This window comes from Amycolatopsis sp. (genome assembly GCF_035276945.1).
In the GTDB taxonomy this organism is placed as follows: domain Bacteria; phylum Actinomycetota; class Actinomycetes; order Mycobacteriales; family Pseudonocardiaceae; genus Amycolatopsis_E.
Genome location: NZ_DATELF010000125.1, coordinates 1 through 16481, shown reverse-complemented (window position 1 = coordinate 16481; position 16481 = coordinate 1). Strand labels below are relative to the sequence as shown.

14 protein-coding genes and 1 pseudogene are annotated in these 16481 nt (G+C 67.9%); 6 read left to right on the top strand and 9 right to left on the bottom strand.

Going from position 1 to position 16481, the window contains the following annotated elements; all coding sequences use genetic code 11:
* Positions 1-4: 4 nt before the first annotated feature.
* From VJT49_RS22435 to VJT49_RS22420, 4 genes are all read right to left on the bottom strand, one after another.
* Complete coding sequence (locus VJT49_RS22435) at positions 5-1072, bottom strand: cytochrome d ubiquinol oxidase subunit II (RefSeq protein WP_324166862.1); 1068 nt, start codon at positions 1070-1072, stop codon at positions 5-7.
* Complete coding sequence (locus tag VJT49_RS22430; protein WP_324166861.1) at positions 1069-2577, bottom strand: cytochrome ubiquinol oxidase subunit I; 1509 nt, start codon at positions 2575-2577, stop codon at positions 1069-1071. Before VJT49_RS22430 ends, VJT49_RS22435 begins: the two co-directional genes overlap by 4 nt.
* Positions 2578-2621: 44 nt before the next feature.
* Entirely contained in the window at positions 2622-3461 is an 840-nt protein-coding gene (locus VJT49_RS22425; protein ID WP_324166860.1) for an SDR family oxidoreductase, read from the bottom strand.
* A 99-nt stretch (positions 3462-3560) separates the two neighbouring features.
* Positions 3561-4922 (bottom strand): NAD(P)/FAD-dependent oxidoreductase, encoded by a 1362-nt coding sequence (locus VJT49_RS22420; protein WP_324166859.1) that lies wholly within the window; start codon positions 4920-4922, stop codon positions 3561-3563.
* Positions 4923-5177: 255 nt separating this feature from the next.
* Here VJT49_RS22420 and VJT49_RS22415 point away from each other — a divergent pair, with 255 nt between their 5' ends.
* The gene (locus VJT49_RS22415) at positions 5178-7034 is read left to right on the top strand and encodes a glycoside hydrolase family 15 protein (protein WP_324166858.1); all 1857 of its coding nucleotides are present in this window, start codon (positions 5178-5180) and stop codon (positions 7032-7034) included.
* A gap of 30 nt (positions 7035-7064) precedes the next feature.
* On the opposite strand, the gene VJT49_RS22410 is transcribed toward VJT49_RS22415, so the two are convergent.
* The gene (locus VJT49_RS22410) at positions 7065-7814 is read right to left on the bottom strand and encodes a LysR family transcriptional regulator substrate-binding protein (protein WP_324166857.1); all 750 of its coding nucleotides are present in this window, start codon (positions 7812-7814) and stop codon (positions 7065-7067) included.
* 58 nt (positions 7815-7872) lie between these two features.
* On the opposite strand from VJT49_RS22410, the gene VJT49_RS22405 reads away from it, so the two are divergent.
* Positions 7873-8265 (top strand): DUF5997 family protein, encoded by a 393-nt coding sequence (locus VJT49_RS22405; protein WP_324166856.1) that lies wholly within the window; start codon positions 7873-7875, stop codon positions 8263-8265.
* Between the two features lie 34 nt (positions 8266-8299).
* Here VJT49_RS22405 and VJT49_RS22400 read toward each other — a convergent pair whose 3' ends face one another.
* Together VJT49_RS22400 and VJT49_RS22395 are read right to left on the bottom strand one after the other, a co-directional pair.
* Positions 8300-8677 carry a YchJ family protein gene (locus VJT49_RS22400; protein ID WP_324166855.1) on the bottom strand — a complete coding sequence of 126 codons (378 nt, stop codon included), beginning with the start codon at positions 8675-8677 and terminating at the stop codon, positions 8300-8302.
* Positions 8678-8855: 178 nt separating this feature from the next.
* A complete protein-coding gene (locus VJT49_RS22395; protein ID WP_324166854.1) occupies positions 8856-9494 on the bottom strand; it encodes a TetR/AcrR family transcriptional regulator in 639 nt (212 codons plus the stop codon).
* Between the two features lie 85 nt (positions 9495-9579).
* Between VJT49_RS22395 and VJT49_RS22390 the strand changes: the two genes are divergently transcribed.
* From VJT49_RS22390 to VJT49_RS22380, 3 genes and pseudogenes are all read left to right on the top strand, one after another.
* A complete protein-coding gene (locus tag VJT49_RS22390; protein ID WP_324166853.1) occupies positions 9580-10248 on the top strand; it encodes a GAP family protein in 669 nt (222 codons plus the stop codon).
* Positions 10249-10746: 498 nt separating this feature from the next.
* Positions 10747-12024 (top strand): ATP-binding protein, encoded by a 1278-nt coding sequence (locus VJT49_RS22385; protein WP_324166852.1) that lies wholly within the window; start codon positions 10747-10749, stop codon positions 12022-12024.
* 373 nt (positions 12025-12397) lie between these two features.
* Positions 12398-12582 (top strand): annotated as a pseudogene (locus tag VJT49_RS22380) (P-II family nitrogen regulator); the annotation flags it as partial.
* A 21-nt stretch (positions 12583-12603) separates the two neighbouring features.
* Here VJT49_RS22380 and VJT49_RS22375 read toward each other — a convergent pair.
* Complete coding sequence (locus VJT49_RS22375; RefSeq protein ID WP_324166851.1) at positions 12604-14763, bottom strand: ATP-binding protein; 2160 nt, start codon at positions 14761-14763, stop codon at positions 12604-12606.
* A gap of 95 nt (positions 14764-14858) precedes the next feature.
* Positions 14859-15512 (bottom strand): GNAT family N-acetyltransferase, encoded by a 654-nt coding sequence (locus VJT49_RS22370; RefSeq protein WP_324166850.1) that lies wholly within the window; start codon positions 15510-15512, stop codon positions 14859-14861.
* Between the two features lie 74 nt (positions 15513-15586).
* Between VJT49_RS22370 and VJT49_RS22365 the strand changes: the two genes are divergently transcribed.
* On the top strand, positions 15587-16102 hold the full coding sequence (locus tag VJT49_RS22365; protein WP_324166849.1) for a hypothetical protein: 516 nt from the start codon (positions 15587-15589) through the stop codon (positions 16100-16102).
* Positions 16103-16481: the final 379 nt, after the last annotated feature.

Genomic DNA, 16481 nt, shown 5'->3' with positions numbered 1-16481 from the left:
TCCCTCAGGACGGCGGAGAGCTGTCCGACGCTTGATCGGCGGGCGGCTGGCGCAGATCCGCGTCGGTGAGGGGCTGGAGGGCGCCGCGGGTGTCCAGGCGATAAAGCAGGACGAGGAGCGGCCCTACCAGCACCACCGCGATGAGCGTGACCAGGACCAGCCAGCGCAGCGTCGTCGCCGCGCCGGCCGCCTGGTCCACGGTCAGTGAGGTGGGGATGAGATACGGCCGCTGGGCCAGCCCCCACGCGACGACGACGAGGGCGACGCCGGCGACCGCGGTGATTCTCGCCAAGCCCGTCGCCATGCGGTACAGCAGCACGGCGGTGGCCACGGCGGCCACGACGGCCAGCAGGACGAGGATCAGGCCGATTCCGCTGGTGAGGCCGTTGTGGACATAGCGGGCGTCGTCCCGGGTGACGGCGAGGCCGATGATCGCCAGCACGGCGATGGCGCCGAGGCTGTACCAGGCCCGCAGCCGGAAGTAGCCGGCGAGATCGGCGGCGTCGAAGCGACGGGCGTCGGCGGTGAGGAACACCGCACCGAGGAAGGCTGTCGCGGCGACGGTGAGCAGCCCGGTGATCACCGACGTCCCGTTCGACCACGCATCGGCCGACGCCGTCGTTCCTGGCGCCACCCGGCCCGTGGCCAAACCCCCGACGGCCGCTCCCAGGAAGAAGGGAGTCAGGAGCGAGGACACGGCGAAGACCGCGCCGTAGACCCGGCGCCCGGCCAACAGCCGCGTTTGCTTGCGCAGGGCGAAGCCGGCGCCACGCAGGACGAGCCCCACGGCCGCGAGTGCCAGGGGCAGCCACATGGCCGAGAAGACCGTCTGGAACAGGACGGGAAAGCCGGTCCACATGATCACCAGAACGAAGATCAGCCAGACGTTGTTGGTCTCCCAGACCGGTTCCATCGCGTGGTCGATCAGCCACCTGGGGCGCTCGCCACGCTCGCTGCCACCCGCGACGAGGTCCCAGAATCCGGCCCCGTAGTCGGTGCCCCCACCGCACGCGTAGGCCGTCACGGCGGCGAGCAGCACCCCGGCGATGACGTCGGAGATCCCGGAAATCACCGCTCTCCCCCGTCCGCGCGTCCCGTACCGTGGTCCGGCGCGGCGGCGACCTCGGTGGCCTCGGTGGCCTCGGTGGATCCGGCGGCCGTCGTCAGCCGGGGCCCGTAGGGGACGTCGCCTTCCGGCGGCCCGGCCGCCGAGACGTCGAGCAGCTGTTCGTCGGCGATCCGCCAGCGGGTGCGCATCTTGAGCAGGATGGTCAGGAAGGCGCCGAAGACCAGCACGTAGACCACGACGACGATGCCGAACATCGCCCACAGCGACGAGGCACGGGTGCCCGTCACGGCCTCGGCGACCCGCATGTTCTGGTAGACGATCCAGGGCTGGCGGCCTACTTCGGTGGTGATCCAGCCGCATTCCACGGTCAGCAGGCAAGCGGCACCGGCGATGGCGGCACACCGGAAGAACCATCGCGACCTCGGCAGGTCACGGCGGCGCAGCCAGCACCAGCCGTACCAGAGGGCGAGCAGGACGAGCAGGCTGCCGATGATCACCATGATGTCGAACGCCCAGTGCGCGATGGTGGCCTCGGTCGCCGTCGGGCGGTTGCCCGCGGGGACCGTCGTCAGGCCCGTCACCTCGGTGTCCGGGCTGAATCCGGCGAGGATCGAGTCCAGTTGGGGAATCCTGAGTCCGCCGGAGATCGTCCCGTCGGGGTTCAGGCGTCCGAATATGTACTCGGCTACGTGCGTGTCGGTGTTCCAGACGATTTCGACGGCCGCGAACTTCACCGGCTGGTCGTGGAAGACGGAGCGGGCGATGGAGTCCCCCAGGATGAACTGCACCGGGGTGAGGATCGCGGCGACAGTGAACGGCACGGTGAAACCGAGCCGGTGGTAACGGTCCCGGCGGCCGCGCAGCCAGCCGACCGCGTACACCCCGGCCACCACATACCCCGCGGTCAGGATCACGCCGGCAACGAAGTGCCAGTACTCGGGGCCGAACATCGGCGTGAAGACCGCCTGCCGCACATTGACGTCAACCGGGTTACCGCCCGCGTCGAGTGTGAAGCCGCCCGGGGTGTTCATCCAGGAATTCGCGGCGATGATTCCGAATGCCCCCATCAGGGCCGCCAGTGGCAGGGGCAGGCCGAGCCAGAAGTGCGTCCACGGTTTGAGCCTGCGCCAGCCGTAGAGGTATATGGCGATGAGGATCGCTTCGAGGAAGAACGCCCATGCTTCGACGCCGAAGCCGAGGCCGAAGACATCGCCCCACCGGCCCATCATGCCCGGCCACAGCAGACCGAATTCGAAGGAGAGCACGGTGCCGGTCACGATGCCGATGGCGAATTGGACGGCCATCACCACCGACCAGCGCCGCGCGAGTTGCAGGGCTACGGCGTCGCCCTTGCGGAGCCCGCGATGGTGCATCAGGAGGGTGATGGCGGGCAGGGCGACACCGAAGGGCACGAGCAGGATGTGGGAGGCCAGGGTGAAGGCCATGAGCTCGCGGGCCGGCAGAAGCTGCGGCGGCGCCTCCGTCAGAAAGCCGATCGCGCTGTTCAAAAGTTCTCCCTGATTCGTTCCGGGCGACGCGAGGACCGTCGACCTCAGCCACCGGTGGCGAAACCGGGGAACAGCGTCATGCCGCCGTCGACGTAGACGGTGGTCCCCACGACGTAGTCGAGAAGGTCGGACGCCAGCACGGCAACCGCGTTCGCGATGTCGTCCGGGTCGCCCACGCGCCGGTACGGGATGAGCCGGAGCAGGTCCGTTTCGGCCTCGGGGGTGTCCCACGCGCTGCGGTTGATGGGCGTGCGGATCGCTCCCGGAGCGACCGCGTTCACCCGGATCCCGTGCGGCGCGAGCTCCTGCGCGAGGGTCGCCATGAGCATCTGCACGCCGCCCTTGGACGCCGCGTAGTTCACATGCCCCGACCAGGGGATGATCTGATGGACCGAGCTCATGCAGATGATCTTGCCGGCGGAGCGGGACACCTCCGGGACGACGCCGCGTCGCAGGAACTCCTTGGCCGCTTCACGGGCGCACAGGAACTGGCCGGCGAGGTTGACGTTCAGCACCTTGTTCCACTGGTCCAGTGTCATTTCGCTGATCGGAGCATCACGCTGGAGGCCGGCGTTCGCCACCATGACGTCGATGGTCCCGAACTCCTTGACCATCCGGGCGACCATGTCGACGACCTGGTCCTCCTGCGACACGTCCGCCTCGTGTGCGTAGGCGCGGACACCCAGGCCTCTGATTTCGCGCACCACCTCTTCGGCGGCGTCCTTCCCGGCGACGTAGTTCACCACGACGTCGGCGCCCACCCTCCCCAGGCCGATCGCGGTGGCTTTGCCGATACCGGAGTTCGCGCCCGTCACCAACGCCTTCTGGCCGTTGAGCAGCGGGGCGGCAGGGGGTTGGTTACGGTCACTGCGGCTGGTTTCCACTGATTTCTCCCGGAAGGTGCGGACGAGGAATACCGAAATATCCGCGGTATCCGCCGCAACCGAAGCACCCGACCGTCACAGCTCCGTAGCAAGATCACGCTACGACGGGCGCTCACGCCCCGCGGGCGCCACTGTGCGCGACACCGGTCGCGCGGAGTAGGCGTCACGGTCCGTCTCGATCTGACGCATCGTGAATATTCGTTCACGCCGGATGTCACGGGTGAACGCGAGAAACCAGGTCAGAATCGCGCCGACGCGGTTGCGGAACCCTGTCAGGAAGGCGATGTGGACGAAGAGCCAGGCCACCCAGCCGGGAAAGCCCCCGAACCGCAGCGGCCCAACCGATATCACGGCTCGGCCGCGCGAAATGTAGGCGGCGGAACCCAGGTCGTGGTAGCGGAACGGTTTTCTCAGCGGATGGCCCGTCAGCCGACGCTTGATACGCCGCGCGGCGTAGAGGCCGGACTGCATGGCGACTTCAGCGACGCCTGGTAACCGGTCGAGGCTCATCAAATCCCCGACCACGCAAATATTTGGATGGCCGGGGACGGTGAGGTCCGGGGCGACGAGAATACGGCCCGCACGGTCACACTTGGCGCCGGTGGCCGACGCGAGAGCTGCGGCTACCGGAGGAGCCTGTACGCCGGCGGTCCACAAAACGGTACCCACGTCGTGTCTGGTCTCCTCCCCCGAAGCATCGACCGCCACGAGCCCGTCCTGGTCGACTTCTGTGACGCGGGCTCCCATGTGGAGCTCGACACCCAGGTGTTCGAGGGACCGGGCCGCTCGCGCCGAAAGCTTGGGGCCGAAGGAAGCAAGCGGAGCATCGCCGCCGTCGAAAAGCAGAACCCGGGCATCCTCCGACCTGACGGTGCGGAACTCGGCTTCGAGCGTCTTGGCGGCGAGTTCTCGCAGCTGACCTGCCAGCTCCACTCCGGTCGGCCCGGCGCCGACCAACGCGAAGGTGAGCCACCTGCGACGCCCGGCGACCGTGGTGGCGGTCTCGGCGAGCTCGAACGCGCCGAAGACCCGGCGACGGATCGCCAGCGCGTCGGCCACCGTCTTCATGCCCGGCGCCCACCGCGCGAACTCGTCGTGCCCGAAGTAGGACTGGCCGACGCCGGTGGCCACGATGAGATCGTCATAGCCGAACTCGATGCGCTCCCCGCCCGGCCGCCGGGCCAGCACCCGGTGCTGCGACGGGTCGAAGCCGGTCACTTCGGCCAGCACGCACCGGACATTCCGCTGCCGCTTGAAGATGTCCCGCAACGGAACGGCGATCTGCCCCTCGGACAGGATCCCGGTGGCGCACTGATACAGGAGAGGCTGGAACAGGTGGTGGCCGGCACGGTCGACAAGCGTGATCGCGACCGGGTGGTTGCGCAGCGACCGGACGGCGAACAGCCCGGCGAACCCGCCGCCCACGATGACCACGCGGCGTGGCGTGATGTGGTCCTCCATGGCCTGACTCCCAACTCCGGGTCGAGCGCCGTGCTCCGTCGCGGCCGCCGTTCCTGGGCGCGTCAGCCGGTCCGATGTGGTCACCGGCCGGCAAAGATCTGCATTTCCAAGCTAAAGGTCGGGCGAGACGAGCGCGACCGGGCGGGATGTCGCCGGCACAGCGGTCCCACAGTTCACGCGCCTCGGGTGATGCACCACGCGGGGAGCGGCGATGAGCATGGCCGGACGCGCGCCAATGTTGTCTTGGAGGTAGTCATGACTGAGGCCGCAATCGCCGACCACGGCTTGATCGGGGATCTGCAGACGGCCGCGCTGGTCAGCACCACGGGCTCGATCGACTGGTTCTGCTGCCCGCGATTCGACTCCCCGAGCGTGTTCGGCGCGCTGCTGGATGACCAGCGCGGCGGGCACTTCCGGGTTCGGCCCGCGCAGCGGACGTACGAAACCAAACAGATGTACTTCCCGGACACCGCCGTCCTCATCACCCGGTTCATCAGCGAGGCCGGTGTGGGAGAGGTCGTCGACTGCATGCCCCCGGCCGGGCGGGAACCCACCGACAGGCACCGGATCGTCCGGATGCTGCGCTGCACTCGCGGTGAGATGAGCTTCGAGATCGACATCGCTCCGCGGTTCGACTACGGGCGCCAGACCCACCAGTTGCATATCGATGAGCGCGGTGCGGTCTTCAGCACCGACGGGCGGAGTTTGACCCTTTGCCCCGTGCGCGAGCCTGACGACGCACGGCTGGGCCACGTGCGGGTGAACGCAGGCGACGTGCACGCGTCGATCAGCCTGATGGCCGGCCAGGTCCGCGGGCTGGTGCTGGAGTCGGCCGCCACCGGCCCGCCGCGGGAGATCCGGCTCGCCGAGTTCCAGGAGTTGTTCGACGACACCGTCACCTTCTGGCGCTCGTGGGTCTCCCGATCGACGTACACCGGACGGTGGCGGGAGGCACTGCAACGCTCCGCGATCACGCTGAAGCTGATGACCTACGCCCCTACCGGGGGCCTGGTCGCGGCACCCACCACCGGCCTGCCGGAGCAGGTGGGGGGCGAGCGCAACTGGGACTACCGCTACACCTGGATCCGGGACGCGTCGTTCTCGATCTACGCGCTGTTGCGGCTGGGGTTCACGGAGGAGTCGGCCCAGTTCAACGCCTGGCTGACAGACCGGATCAACGAGCGCACCGGCGGTGAGGGTGGGCCGTTGAACATCATGTACCGGGTCGACGGCAGCTCGGATCTGAAGGAAGAGTCCCTGGGGCACTGGGGCGGCTACCGCGGCTCCCGTCCGGTCCGGATCGGCAACGGGGCCTCCGACCAGCTCCAGCTCGACATCTACGGCGAGGCGCTGGACAGCCTGTTGTTCGCCGAACAACAGGGGTTGCAGCTCGGGCACCGGGACTGGCTGTCGATCCGCGAGGTGCTGGACTGGCTCGCCGAGCACTGGGACCAGCCCGAGGAGGGTATCTGGGAGACCCGCGGCGGGCGGGAGGCCTTCACCTACGGCCGCTTGATGAGCTGGGTGGCCTTCGACCGCGGTCTCCGGCTCGCGGCGGCACGCGGGATTCCAGCGGCCGTCACCGACTGGACCCGCGCCCGAGACGCCATCTACGACCAGATCATGGACTCCGGCTGGAACCCGCACCGGCGGGCGTTCGTCCAGCACTACGGCAGCGAGGTCCTGGACTCGGCGCTGCTGCGGATGGCCACGGTCGGTTTCATCGCCCCGCAGGATCCGATGTGGACCGCCACGCTGCGCGCGATGGACGACGAACTGGTCACCGACAGCCTGGTCTACCGCTACAACCCGAGCGCCTCACCCGACGGGCTGCGGGGCGCCGAGGGCACGTTCTCCCTGTGCACGTTCATGTACGTCGACGCGCTCGCCCGCGCCGGCCGGCTCGAGGACGCCCGGCTGACCTTCGAGAAAATGCTCACCTACGCCAACCACCTCGGGCTCTACTCCGAGGAGATCGCTTTGACCGGGGAGCAGATCGGCAACTTCCCGCAGGCCTTCACCCACCTGGCCCTCATCGACGCCGCGATCACCCTGGACGAGGCGTTGAACCGGCGCGAGGCCATTTTCCGCTCGGCGAACTCCCGGAGGTAGTTGGGCCTGGCAGCGGGCGCATGACGCTCGCTACGCGCGGCGGCGAGGCTTTCCGCGCTGGGCGCTCTTATGCCCGGCGCCGGAACCCTGTCGCCGGTTCCCACCGGCCGGCTTGCCGGAGCCGTGCTTCCGCCCGTCGACCCCGCGCTTCGGCTGCGGTGGAGCAGGCGGCAGGCCGCGCGTGCTGTTCACGGTCCGCCCGCGGACGATCCCGATGAACTGCTCCATCAGGTCGGTGGTCTCGTCCTCCAGCCACGACAACGCGACGCGCGACTGCGGGGTGTCCGAGATCGGCCGGTAGGTGAGGTCCCGGCGGTGGTGCAGCCGGGCGAGTGACTGCGGGACGACGAGTAACCCCGCCCCCGCCGCCACCAGCTGGATGGCATCCGCCGTCGTCGCGGGGCGTTCGATCGCCGGACGTCCCGGCGGGCACTCCCAGTCGAGGGTGTCGTCAAGAGGATGCAGCACGACCTCGTCGGCGAGGTCCTCGGGTGTCACCTCTTCGGCGGCGGCGGCGAAGTGCTCTTTCGGAGTCACGGCCACCGTCGTCTCGGTGTAGAGAGGGATCGCGTGCAGGCCCGTCCGGTCGGTCGGCAACCGCAGGAGGACCGCGTCGACCGCGCGCTCCCGCACCAGGTCGGCGGCTTCGGCGGCAAGCACCCGGGTGAGGATCAACGGGACCTGGGGCAACCGCTCGTGCCAGGTCCGCACCCATTTGCCGGGCGTCACGCCAGGGACGTACGCGAGCCTGAAAGACAGTGGTACGGCCGAACCGGTCACCGGCCCAGATTACCGGGCGTGGTCGGAGGTGGGGCGCACACTCGATACCCTTGGAGCCATGACCTCGCGCAAGACCGCCCAGACGATGAAGCCCGCGACCGCGGCGAAGAAGCTGGGTGTGTTCCTCGAAGCCACCCCCGCGGAGTTCCGGAAGGGTGTCGTCTCGCGCGACGAACTCAACGCCCTGCAGACCGATCCGCCCGAGTGGCTGCGGGAACTGCGCCGCGACGGCCCCCATCCACGGCCGGTTGTCGCGGCGAAGCTGGGCATCTCCATCGGCGGTCTCGCGCGTGGCGGAATCACCGACCCCCTCACCACCGAGCAGATCAACGCATTGAAGGCCGACAATCCCGACTGGCTACGGCGTGAACGCGCAATCCAGGCCGAGGTTCGGCAGGAAGCGATGCGCACCAAGGAAAAGAGCGCGGAGCCCCGCCGTTCGCGGTCCTGACACGGTTGCTCCTCGTAAGACGACCTAGACCGACCTAGACCCGCTGACCGTCGAGGTACGTCCACCGACCGTCCTCGCGAACGAACCGGCTGATTTCGTGCAGCACTCCCCGGCCGCCCTCGGCCGTCCGCCAGTGCGCCCGAAACTCCACCATGCCGTCGGCATGCAGCAGGCCGCCGCCGGAGGTCGTCACAATCTCCAAGCGTTCCCAGCGCTGCCCGGGGTCCAGGACAAGCGCCGCCGGACGGGTGCTCGAGTGCCAACTCCGCAGCAGGTAGTCCGTGTCGCCCAAGGCGAAGGCACTGTAACGGGAGCGCATGAGCGCCTCCGCGGTGGCCGCTGGTGCGATGCCCGCGTGCGCACGGCCACAGCACTCGTCGAACGGGAGCCCGCCACCGCACGGGCACGTCAAGGGGCGAACGGGTCCTGGATGGCACGCCTGCCATTGTCACCGCCTGCCCACGCCCATGCTCGGCCGGCATCCGGCGGCTCGCCGACAGCTCGTCGCGGAGGGGACCGGCTCGACCATCACGTGGTGTCGGCATGTCGCCGACACCACACGAACAGCCCACCATGAGCGTTTGACGCGCTCACTGATCTGGCCGTGCGCGAGGTACGGCTTGCAGTAGTGAACGCAGCAGTTGTGCGGCGGTGTCGACGGTCACTTCGCCGGGGGTGTTCATGATCTGGGCGGCGAGTCCGTCGACGAACGTGTGCAGGAGCGCCGCCCAGAGTTCGACCTCGGCATCAGAATGCGGGAGCGTGGCCTGGCTCGGTTCGCGGGTTGGCTCGTATCCGCGTAGGGAGGCGATGCATTGGCGGTACAGCGCCCGCTGGTCCTTCCACGTCACAGAGCCTCCCTCGGGAGGGTGTTGACGTTCCCATTCCACGACCGCCGACCACAATGCGTATTCCTCGCGCCGCTCGGCATCGAACGGCAGCATCTCCTCCACGATCGTGGCGATCCGTTCGACCACCGAACCATGAGCGCGGGGCCGCTGGACACGTGGAAGGACCCGTCGACGGAGGGTGTCGGTGGTGGCCTGTACGACGTAGGTCTGCAATTCGTGCTGATTGCTGAAGTAGTGCCGCAGGGACCCGGTGGACCAGCCCGCTTCGGCGGCGACACCGCGGACGGTCACGCCGGCAAGGCCGTCGCGCAGGATCACCCGGATGGCGGCCTCGCCGAGCTCGACCCGTCGCCGATCGTGATCAACGAGTCGCGGCACCTCCACATTCTAACACGCCCGTGCTACGATAATTGACACGGGCGTGTTATTACGAATCGTCAGCTTCGGGCAGCAGGAGGCAGGGTTGTCGATCGCGACGATTGGGGCGGTGCTCGGACTGGCCCTGCTCGATACGCTGAGTCCCACCGTGATCGGGGTGACCCTCTATCTGCTGCTGGCCAGGCCGCACCGCGTGGGGACTCTGCTTGGCGCGTACCTCGGATCGGTCGCGATCGCGTACTTCGCCTTGGGCGTACTGCTCATGCTCGGCCTGGGCGCTGTCGTGCCACACGTCGATGACAGCGTGTGGACCTGGGGACAGGCCGCCCTCGGCGCAGCGCTCATAGTGGGGAGTTACTTCATCCCCGACAAGAACCCCGAACGGGCATCCATCCAGGCTCGGCCCTTCACCATGCGCTCGATGCTGCTGATGGGACTGGGGACCTGGCTGTTCGAGTTCGCCACCGCCGTGCCGTACTTCGCCGCGATCGGCATCATGACTACGGCCCACCTGACCGCCATCCAATGGTCGCCGCTTCTCGGCGTGTATGTGACCATCATGGTGCTCCCCGGCATCCTGCTCTTTGTCGCCTGGGCCGCCCTGCGCGAAAGGATGCGTGAACGGTTCGAACGGTGGCAGAGCAAACTCTCCTCCGGATCCCGCTCGGCACTGCGCTGGATTGTCGGAACAGCGGGGTTCCTGATCCTGCTGGACGCGGCACCGGACCAGATCACCATCACGATGAGTCCGTAAACCGCGCGCGGCGGGGCAGTCAGCCGTTGGTCACGACATCGTGAGACTCCGGCTCTGCGAAATCCACCGAGAATGAACACGTCGCCGGAATCAATCTCGCCACGATGTCGGAGACAACATCCGTGCGACATCCCCACCGAGCACAGCGAGTTGACCCACCGCTGCCACCCGCTTTCCATACAGCCTTAAGGAACATGACGCTACCGACATGATCGAGTTCGCTGGTGGCCAGGCGTTACCGCGATTTCCGCGCCGTCAGTGTGGCGCAGCGGCTTTCGGGGCGCATCCGCTCAGGTTCGTGAGCCGCGTACCACGAGGGGGCCTGCACGCCGACCACGAGGCTGCGGCTCTGACCTGGGGTGGGCGTCTTCGCCCTGATGAACCGAGCGTGGTCTCCGGGGTCGACGTAGGGTGTCGATGTCGCGAAAATCCTGTTCTCGACGGCGTCGCCATCCGCGGGGGTGGTGCGCCGTGGCCGGGTTTGGCGAGGTGGTGCCCATGCCGGCGTGGCGACTGCGGGACTTCCATGACGATGACTTGGACCAGGCGATCCGGGTCTGGGACCAGAGCCGGCACGAGGACGAACCCGCGCCGGTCTTCCCGATCTCAGAGGTAATGGCGGCGGCCCGGGCCAAGCAACCGGCGGTGGTGGCGGTTGTCGGTCATGAGCTGGTGGGCATGGCGGTAGCGCACGCACAGGGCGAGCGGGCCTGGGTGTTGTTGGTGGCCCTGGCGGCGCACTGGCGCCACCAGGGCATCGGTAGCTCTTTGCTCGCCGAACTGGAACGGCGGTTGCGCGCGGCCGGGGTACGCCGGATCAGCGCCCTGCTCCCCGACTCCGCCACTGGAGCGACGGCCCTGCAGAACTCCGGGTTCCAGGCCCGGACCGGATTGACCTACTACGAGAAACCCGAACAAACCGGAGCGGACGCGGGCCTGCTCGCCGCGGTGGGCGGCCGGGTGATGCCGAGCGGCTTGTGGGATGCGGTCGCCGGGATGGAGCGGGAAAAGCAGATCATCGAACGGGACATCGTGTTGCCGCTGAGCGAGCCGGAACTGGCCGGCCGGTACGGGGTTACGCCGCCCAAGGGCGTCATCCTGTTCGGCCCGCCGGGCACCGGCAAGACCAGCTTCGCGAAAGCCGTGGCCTCCCGTCTGGCCTGGCCCTTCGTTGAACTGTTCCCATCCCGGCTGGCGTCCGACACCAGCGGCGGGCCGGCAGCCGCGCTCCGGGAGGCGTTCACCGAACTCGCCGAGCTGGTGGCGGTCCTGCTGTTCATCGACGAGGTCGAAGAGATCGCCGCCGCCCGCGGCGATTTGGCGATCACCACCGGGCATGGCGTGACCAACGAGCTGCTCAAGCTCATTCCAGGGTTTCGCGAGCACGACGACAGGCTGCTGATCTGCGCCACCAACTCCGTGCGGTCGCTCGACCCCGCGTTCCTGCGCCCCGGCCGCTTCGACTACGTGATCCCGATCGGGCCCCCGGACACGGCCGCGCGGACCGCGATCTGGCAGCGCTACCTCGGCCCCGCCGCTGGCTCGGTCGACCTGCCGCGGCTCGTTCGCGCCAGCGACATGTTCACCCCGGCCGACATCGAGTTCGCCGCACGCAAAGGTGCGCAAGCGGCATTCGAGCGCGAACTGATCCATCGCGATGGCAAGCCGGCCACGACCGAGGACTATCTCACCGCGATCGCCGGCACCCGGCCCACCCTCACTGAACGAACCATCCGCGACTTTCACGAAGATATCGGCGCGTTCAGCCGAATGTAACCAGCGAACCCAGGGCCAGGGCCCTCCAGCTCTTCGCTTGTTTCGCCGGCTGGGTTCGCTTCTCGACCGGGCTCAACGACATCGGGCCGTATCGGCGGGTTGACGGCGGGCCGGCGTCAGCGCGCCCGCCGTAAGAACCCGCCACGGCGAAGGCCGTCGCGTCTGCCGCGGCAAGTGCGACAGTTACGGTCATGTCCCGCGCGGTGTGGATGTCCTCGGGTCGTTGCGGGCCCACCAGCCGGTCCGGGTCCTCGGTCACGGTCACCTTGCCTCCGGGGTTCAGACCACTGTCCCCGTCGTCGCCGCGGAGTTCGCCGTAGACGAGGCTGTTGTTGTCGAGTCGCAGGACGAACCGGTACGTGATGGTCGCGCCGTCTACCGCGGCGCCGAATACTCCGTCGACTTCGTGCCCAAGCTCCGCGTGGAGATTTTGCTCGACGATTCCATTGTGGAAAAGGCGCTGGCAGCCGTCGTGACCGCGTGCCGCACCGGCCGGATCGGCGACGGCGAGGTCTGGTCAGCCCGGTCGACACCGTGGTGGAGCGGGACGCCCTCTGACTTCTTTCCCGGCCAACGTGGTCACACCCGCTGAGCCCCGTCGCCCGCAGGACTTTCCTTACCGCGCAAGAACTTTTCCAGTTTGGCGCGGACAGCGGGCTCTTCCGGCGCTAACATCTGCTCAAGTGTCGTCAGGGCGACCTGCCAGGTTTCGCATGCTTCTCGTTCCCTGCCCAGCGCCAGATACGTGTCACCAAGGCGGTCTCGGGCGACGGCGCCCGTGTACGGATCGCCAAGCTCCTGACACAGCGCGATACTCCGTTGCAGATGGCGCACGGCACGGTCGTAGCGGCCCAGTTGGTGGTTGATGTAACCGAGACTGTCCTCGCAGTCGGCCTGACCCGGCCGGTGGCCGAGCTCGATGAGCAGCTCCAGCGCCCGTTCGCAGTTGACCAGTCCCTGCTCACAGTCACCGGACAAGGCCTGCTCCCACCCGAGCTGGTCGAGCGCACGCGCCTCTCCCGCCCGGTTCCCCACCGACCGGAACAGCTCAAGCGACCGGGCCGCGTGTTCGATGGCTTCGGGAAAGCGCTGCTGCAGCTCGCGTACCCAGCTGAACGAGATGTGGGTTCGGGCCAAGCCGAGGGAGTTGTCGAACTCCTCGTACAACGAGAGCGCCTGCTGAAGGTGGGCCGCCGCGTCATCGAGCTGGGCGAGCCTGATGGCGGCGCGGCTGGCGAGAAGGTGTGCCCGGGCCTGCGCCGACACCTCACCCAGGCACATCGCCGCGGAGACCGCCGTCCGCTGCGTGCTCATCCAGTCGCGCCAGTGCCCCTTCCGCTCAAGATACGTGCTGAAACTCCAGGCCAGCCGCCACGCATACGCGTCGACACTGTGGTGGCGGGCGGTGTTGATCGCGCCGAGCAGCGTCGCGTGTTCGGTGACGAACCAGTCGAGCGCCTGCCGTTCGTCGGCGATCGCGGTGAGCGGCAGGCCAGCGGGTGGTTCGGGGACGGTGATCCGGGCGCGGTGCGGCGCGAGGCGGTGGTCCGCGGCCAGAGCCGTGTGGAGGTAGAACTCCAGCATCCGCCGGACCGCGCCCAGTCGCCACGGCTCGGACTCCTCACCGCCGACCAGTTCCGCGGCATAGCTGCGGAGCAGGTCATGGAACCCGTACCGCCGAGGCTGGGCCTCCTCGATCAGGTGCGCCTTGGCCAACTCGGCCAGCAACGGCCGTACGTCCCTCACGGACAAACCAGCCAGTGCCGCGGCGGCGGCCAGGCTGATCGTGGGACCCAAATGCAGCCCCAACAACCGGAACAGACCGGCGGCCTCGGGACTCAGCGAACGGTAGGACCAGGAGAAGACGGCGCGGACACCGAGGTAACCATCGCCTGCGTCAAGGAGATCCAGCCGGTCCCGCTCGTGCCGAAGCTCCTCCACCAGCGCCTCGATCGGGAAGTCCGGATTGACGAGGGCGCGCGCCGCGACGATCACCAGCGCCAGCGGCAGGCGGACGCACCGGTCGATCAGTTCCTGAGTGACCTGCGGCGCCTTCGCCACGCGGGCGGCACCCAGCCGGGAGGCCAGCAGTTCCTTCGCCTCGCCGTTTGTCATCGCCGTCAACCCGACCGGCTGCGCACCTTCCAGCACGATCAGACTCTGCAGCCGGTCCCTGCTGGTCACCAGCACCAGGCAGGTGCCCGCGCCGGGCAGCAGCGGCCGCACCTGCTTGGCGTCATGCGCGTTGTCCAGCACCACCAGGACGCGCCGCTCGGCGAGCAGGCTCCGGTACATCGCCGCCTGGGCGTCCAAGGCGACCGGAATCCGCTCCGACGGCACCCCGAACGCGTCGAGAAACTCGCGGACTGCCTCGGCGGGCGCCACCGGCGCGCCGGTGGGATCGAAACCGCGCAGGTTGACGTAAAGCTGCCCGTCCGGGAACTTTTCGGACACCTGGTGCGCCCACCGAACCGCGAGCGTGGTCTTGCCGACACCGGCGGTCCCGCTGATCACGTGGATCAGCGAGGTCGGCGCATCCGAACCGTTCAGGGATGCGTCCAGTTGGGCGATTTTCTCGTCTCGCCCCACGAACCGCGGAACCACCGCAGGCAACTGGTGCGGCACCAGCGGGGCCGGCACCGGCAGGTGGAACGTGACACCGCCGATGGAATTCGCCTGCACGACCGGCGCGCCAACGCCGCCGGTGACGTTGTTATGAGTGCCAGGTGCGCCGCTCATTGGAAAAAACCACCAACAAAGCGGCATCCGGACAATTCCTCACCGAGAACCCCCACATCACTCCTTATTAGCGCTGGGACACGGCCACCGGCGTTTCACCTGATTCGGCGAATCATCTCCTCAAGATGCCCTTCCTGTGCCGCGCTCGCATAGTAGCCCCGGTAAAGATCCGTGAGCACCCGGGTCAGTTCCGGCGCGCCGAGCTCGTCGCCATCCACAATTCCCCGCCACAGGATGATCATCGGAACCTGATCGCCGGGACTAACCAGATCGGGCATGGAATAATCGTTCAGGATTCCGACCGGCTTGGCCCCCCACCTGCCGTAAAACCCAATTCTCCGGGCAAGCAGCGGGTCGTTTCCAGGCGTTCGGACCGGGTCTTCCACTTCGACCACGATCCCGCGAACAGACCCCGCCGCGCGTAGATCGCCCAGCATCGCCGACAGCATCGCGGCACCGATCCCACGGCCGCGCTCGGCCGAATCCACCGCGAGATACTCGAGGTATGCCACACGCGCGGTGGCGAGCAGCAGTGCTGAGGCGAACCCGAGTATCTGGTCCCCGTCCGCACGGGCGGTCCACAGCCAGGTACTGTTGCGCAGCGCGACCGTGTCCTCGTCGAAGCGCTCGGCCGGTGGGAACGCTTCTTCCCGTATCGCCATGATCCGGTCGTAGTGGTTGGAGGAGAGGGCCTCCCAGCTCTCTCGCTGGACGGACAACTGGTCGACTCGCGCGGGTCGGTCTGTCATCGCTTCGAAGGCTCCTTGCCAGGCTCGGTGTAACCGCTCGACTTTTGCGGTTGTGCGGCGGCTTGTGTCCAGGCGTGCTGGAATTCCATGATTTCCTGGGTTGTGTCTGGTCGGGGTGTGGTGGGCACAAAACGGACGGCGATGATCTGTCGGCTGAACCTGGTGAGTATGTCCAGGGTGGAGGGTTCGGTTTTGGTCCGGAACCACGGCGTGGAGGCGCGACGCTGGGTGGCGCCGTCCTGGTCGTGGCCGTGGAGGGCGTATCAGGCGATGAGGATGTCGCAGAACAATCCGAACGGGGCGGTTCGTTTCACGGCTTTCGGGACACGGTTGCGTGCTTGCCCGGCGCCGAGGAGGTTGTTGACATCGACGAACATCACCTCGATAGAATAGCGGGCCGGGTAGCGGGCGATGATGTCCTCGGTTGTGGCGGCGAGGTCGGTGGTGATCAGTGCGATGTCATACCCGCCGGTGGTGCTGGTTTTGGTGGTTTTCCGGTGTTACCGACCGGGAGGACGTGCACGGTGCGCCAGGTACCGAACCAGAGTCACACTCGCTCGGTGGTCTTCACGGTGCCGGTAGTGCTGTAACGCGATATTGTCGCGGTTTTCCAGGTCGCCGAGCTGGCGAGTTGGGCTGGGGTACCGATTCGCCGGCGCTTTCAGCGTCGGCCGGCCGCGTTTCCCGGTCCGGGCCCAATGCCGCGTAGCTTAAGTTGATCATGCTGCGGGTGGGTTGAGTGTGTGGAGCCGGATGGTGGGCGGGCTGTGGTGGTGGGTGCTGGCTGGTTCGCCGTGTTTCTTGACGCGGTAGGTGTTGTGGCGGGCGCGTTTGACGGCGCGGGGGCAGGTACGTTCGCGGCGGGGCGGGATCAACAACGCTGCGATGGTGGTGAGTATGTGCGGGAGGCGGTCAGTCCAGTCTGGAGGGGGGAATGTCCGCCGTCCCGGTGGCGGTGCGGCGGATCAG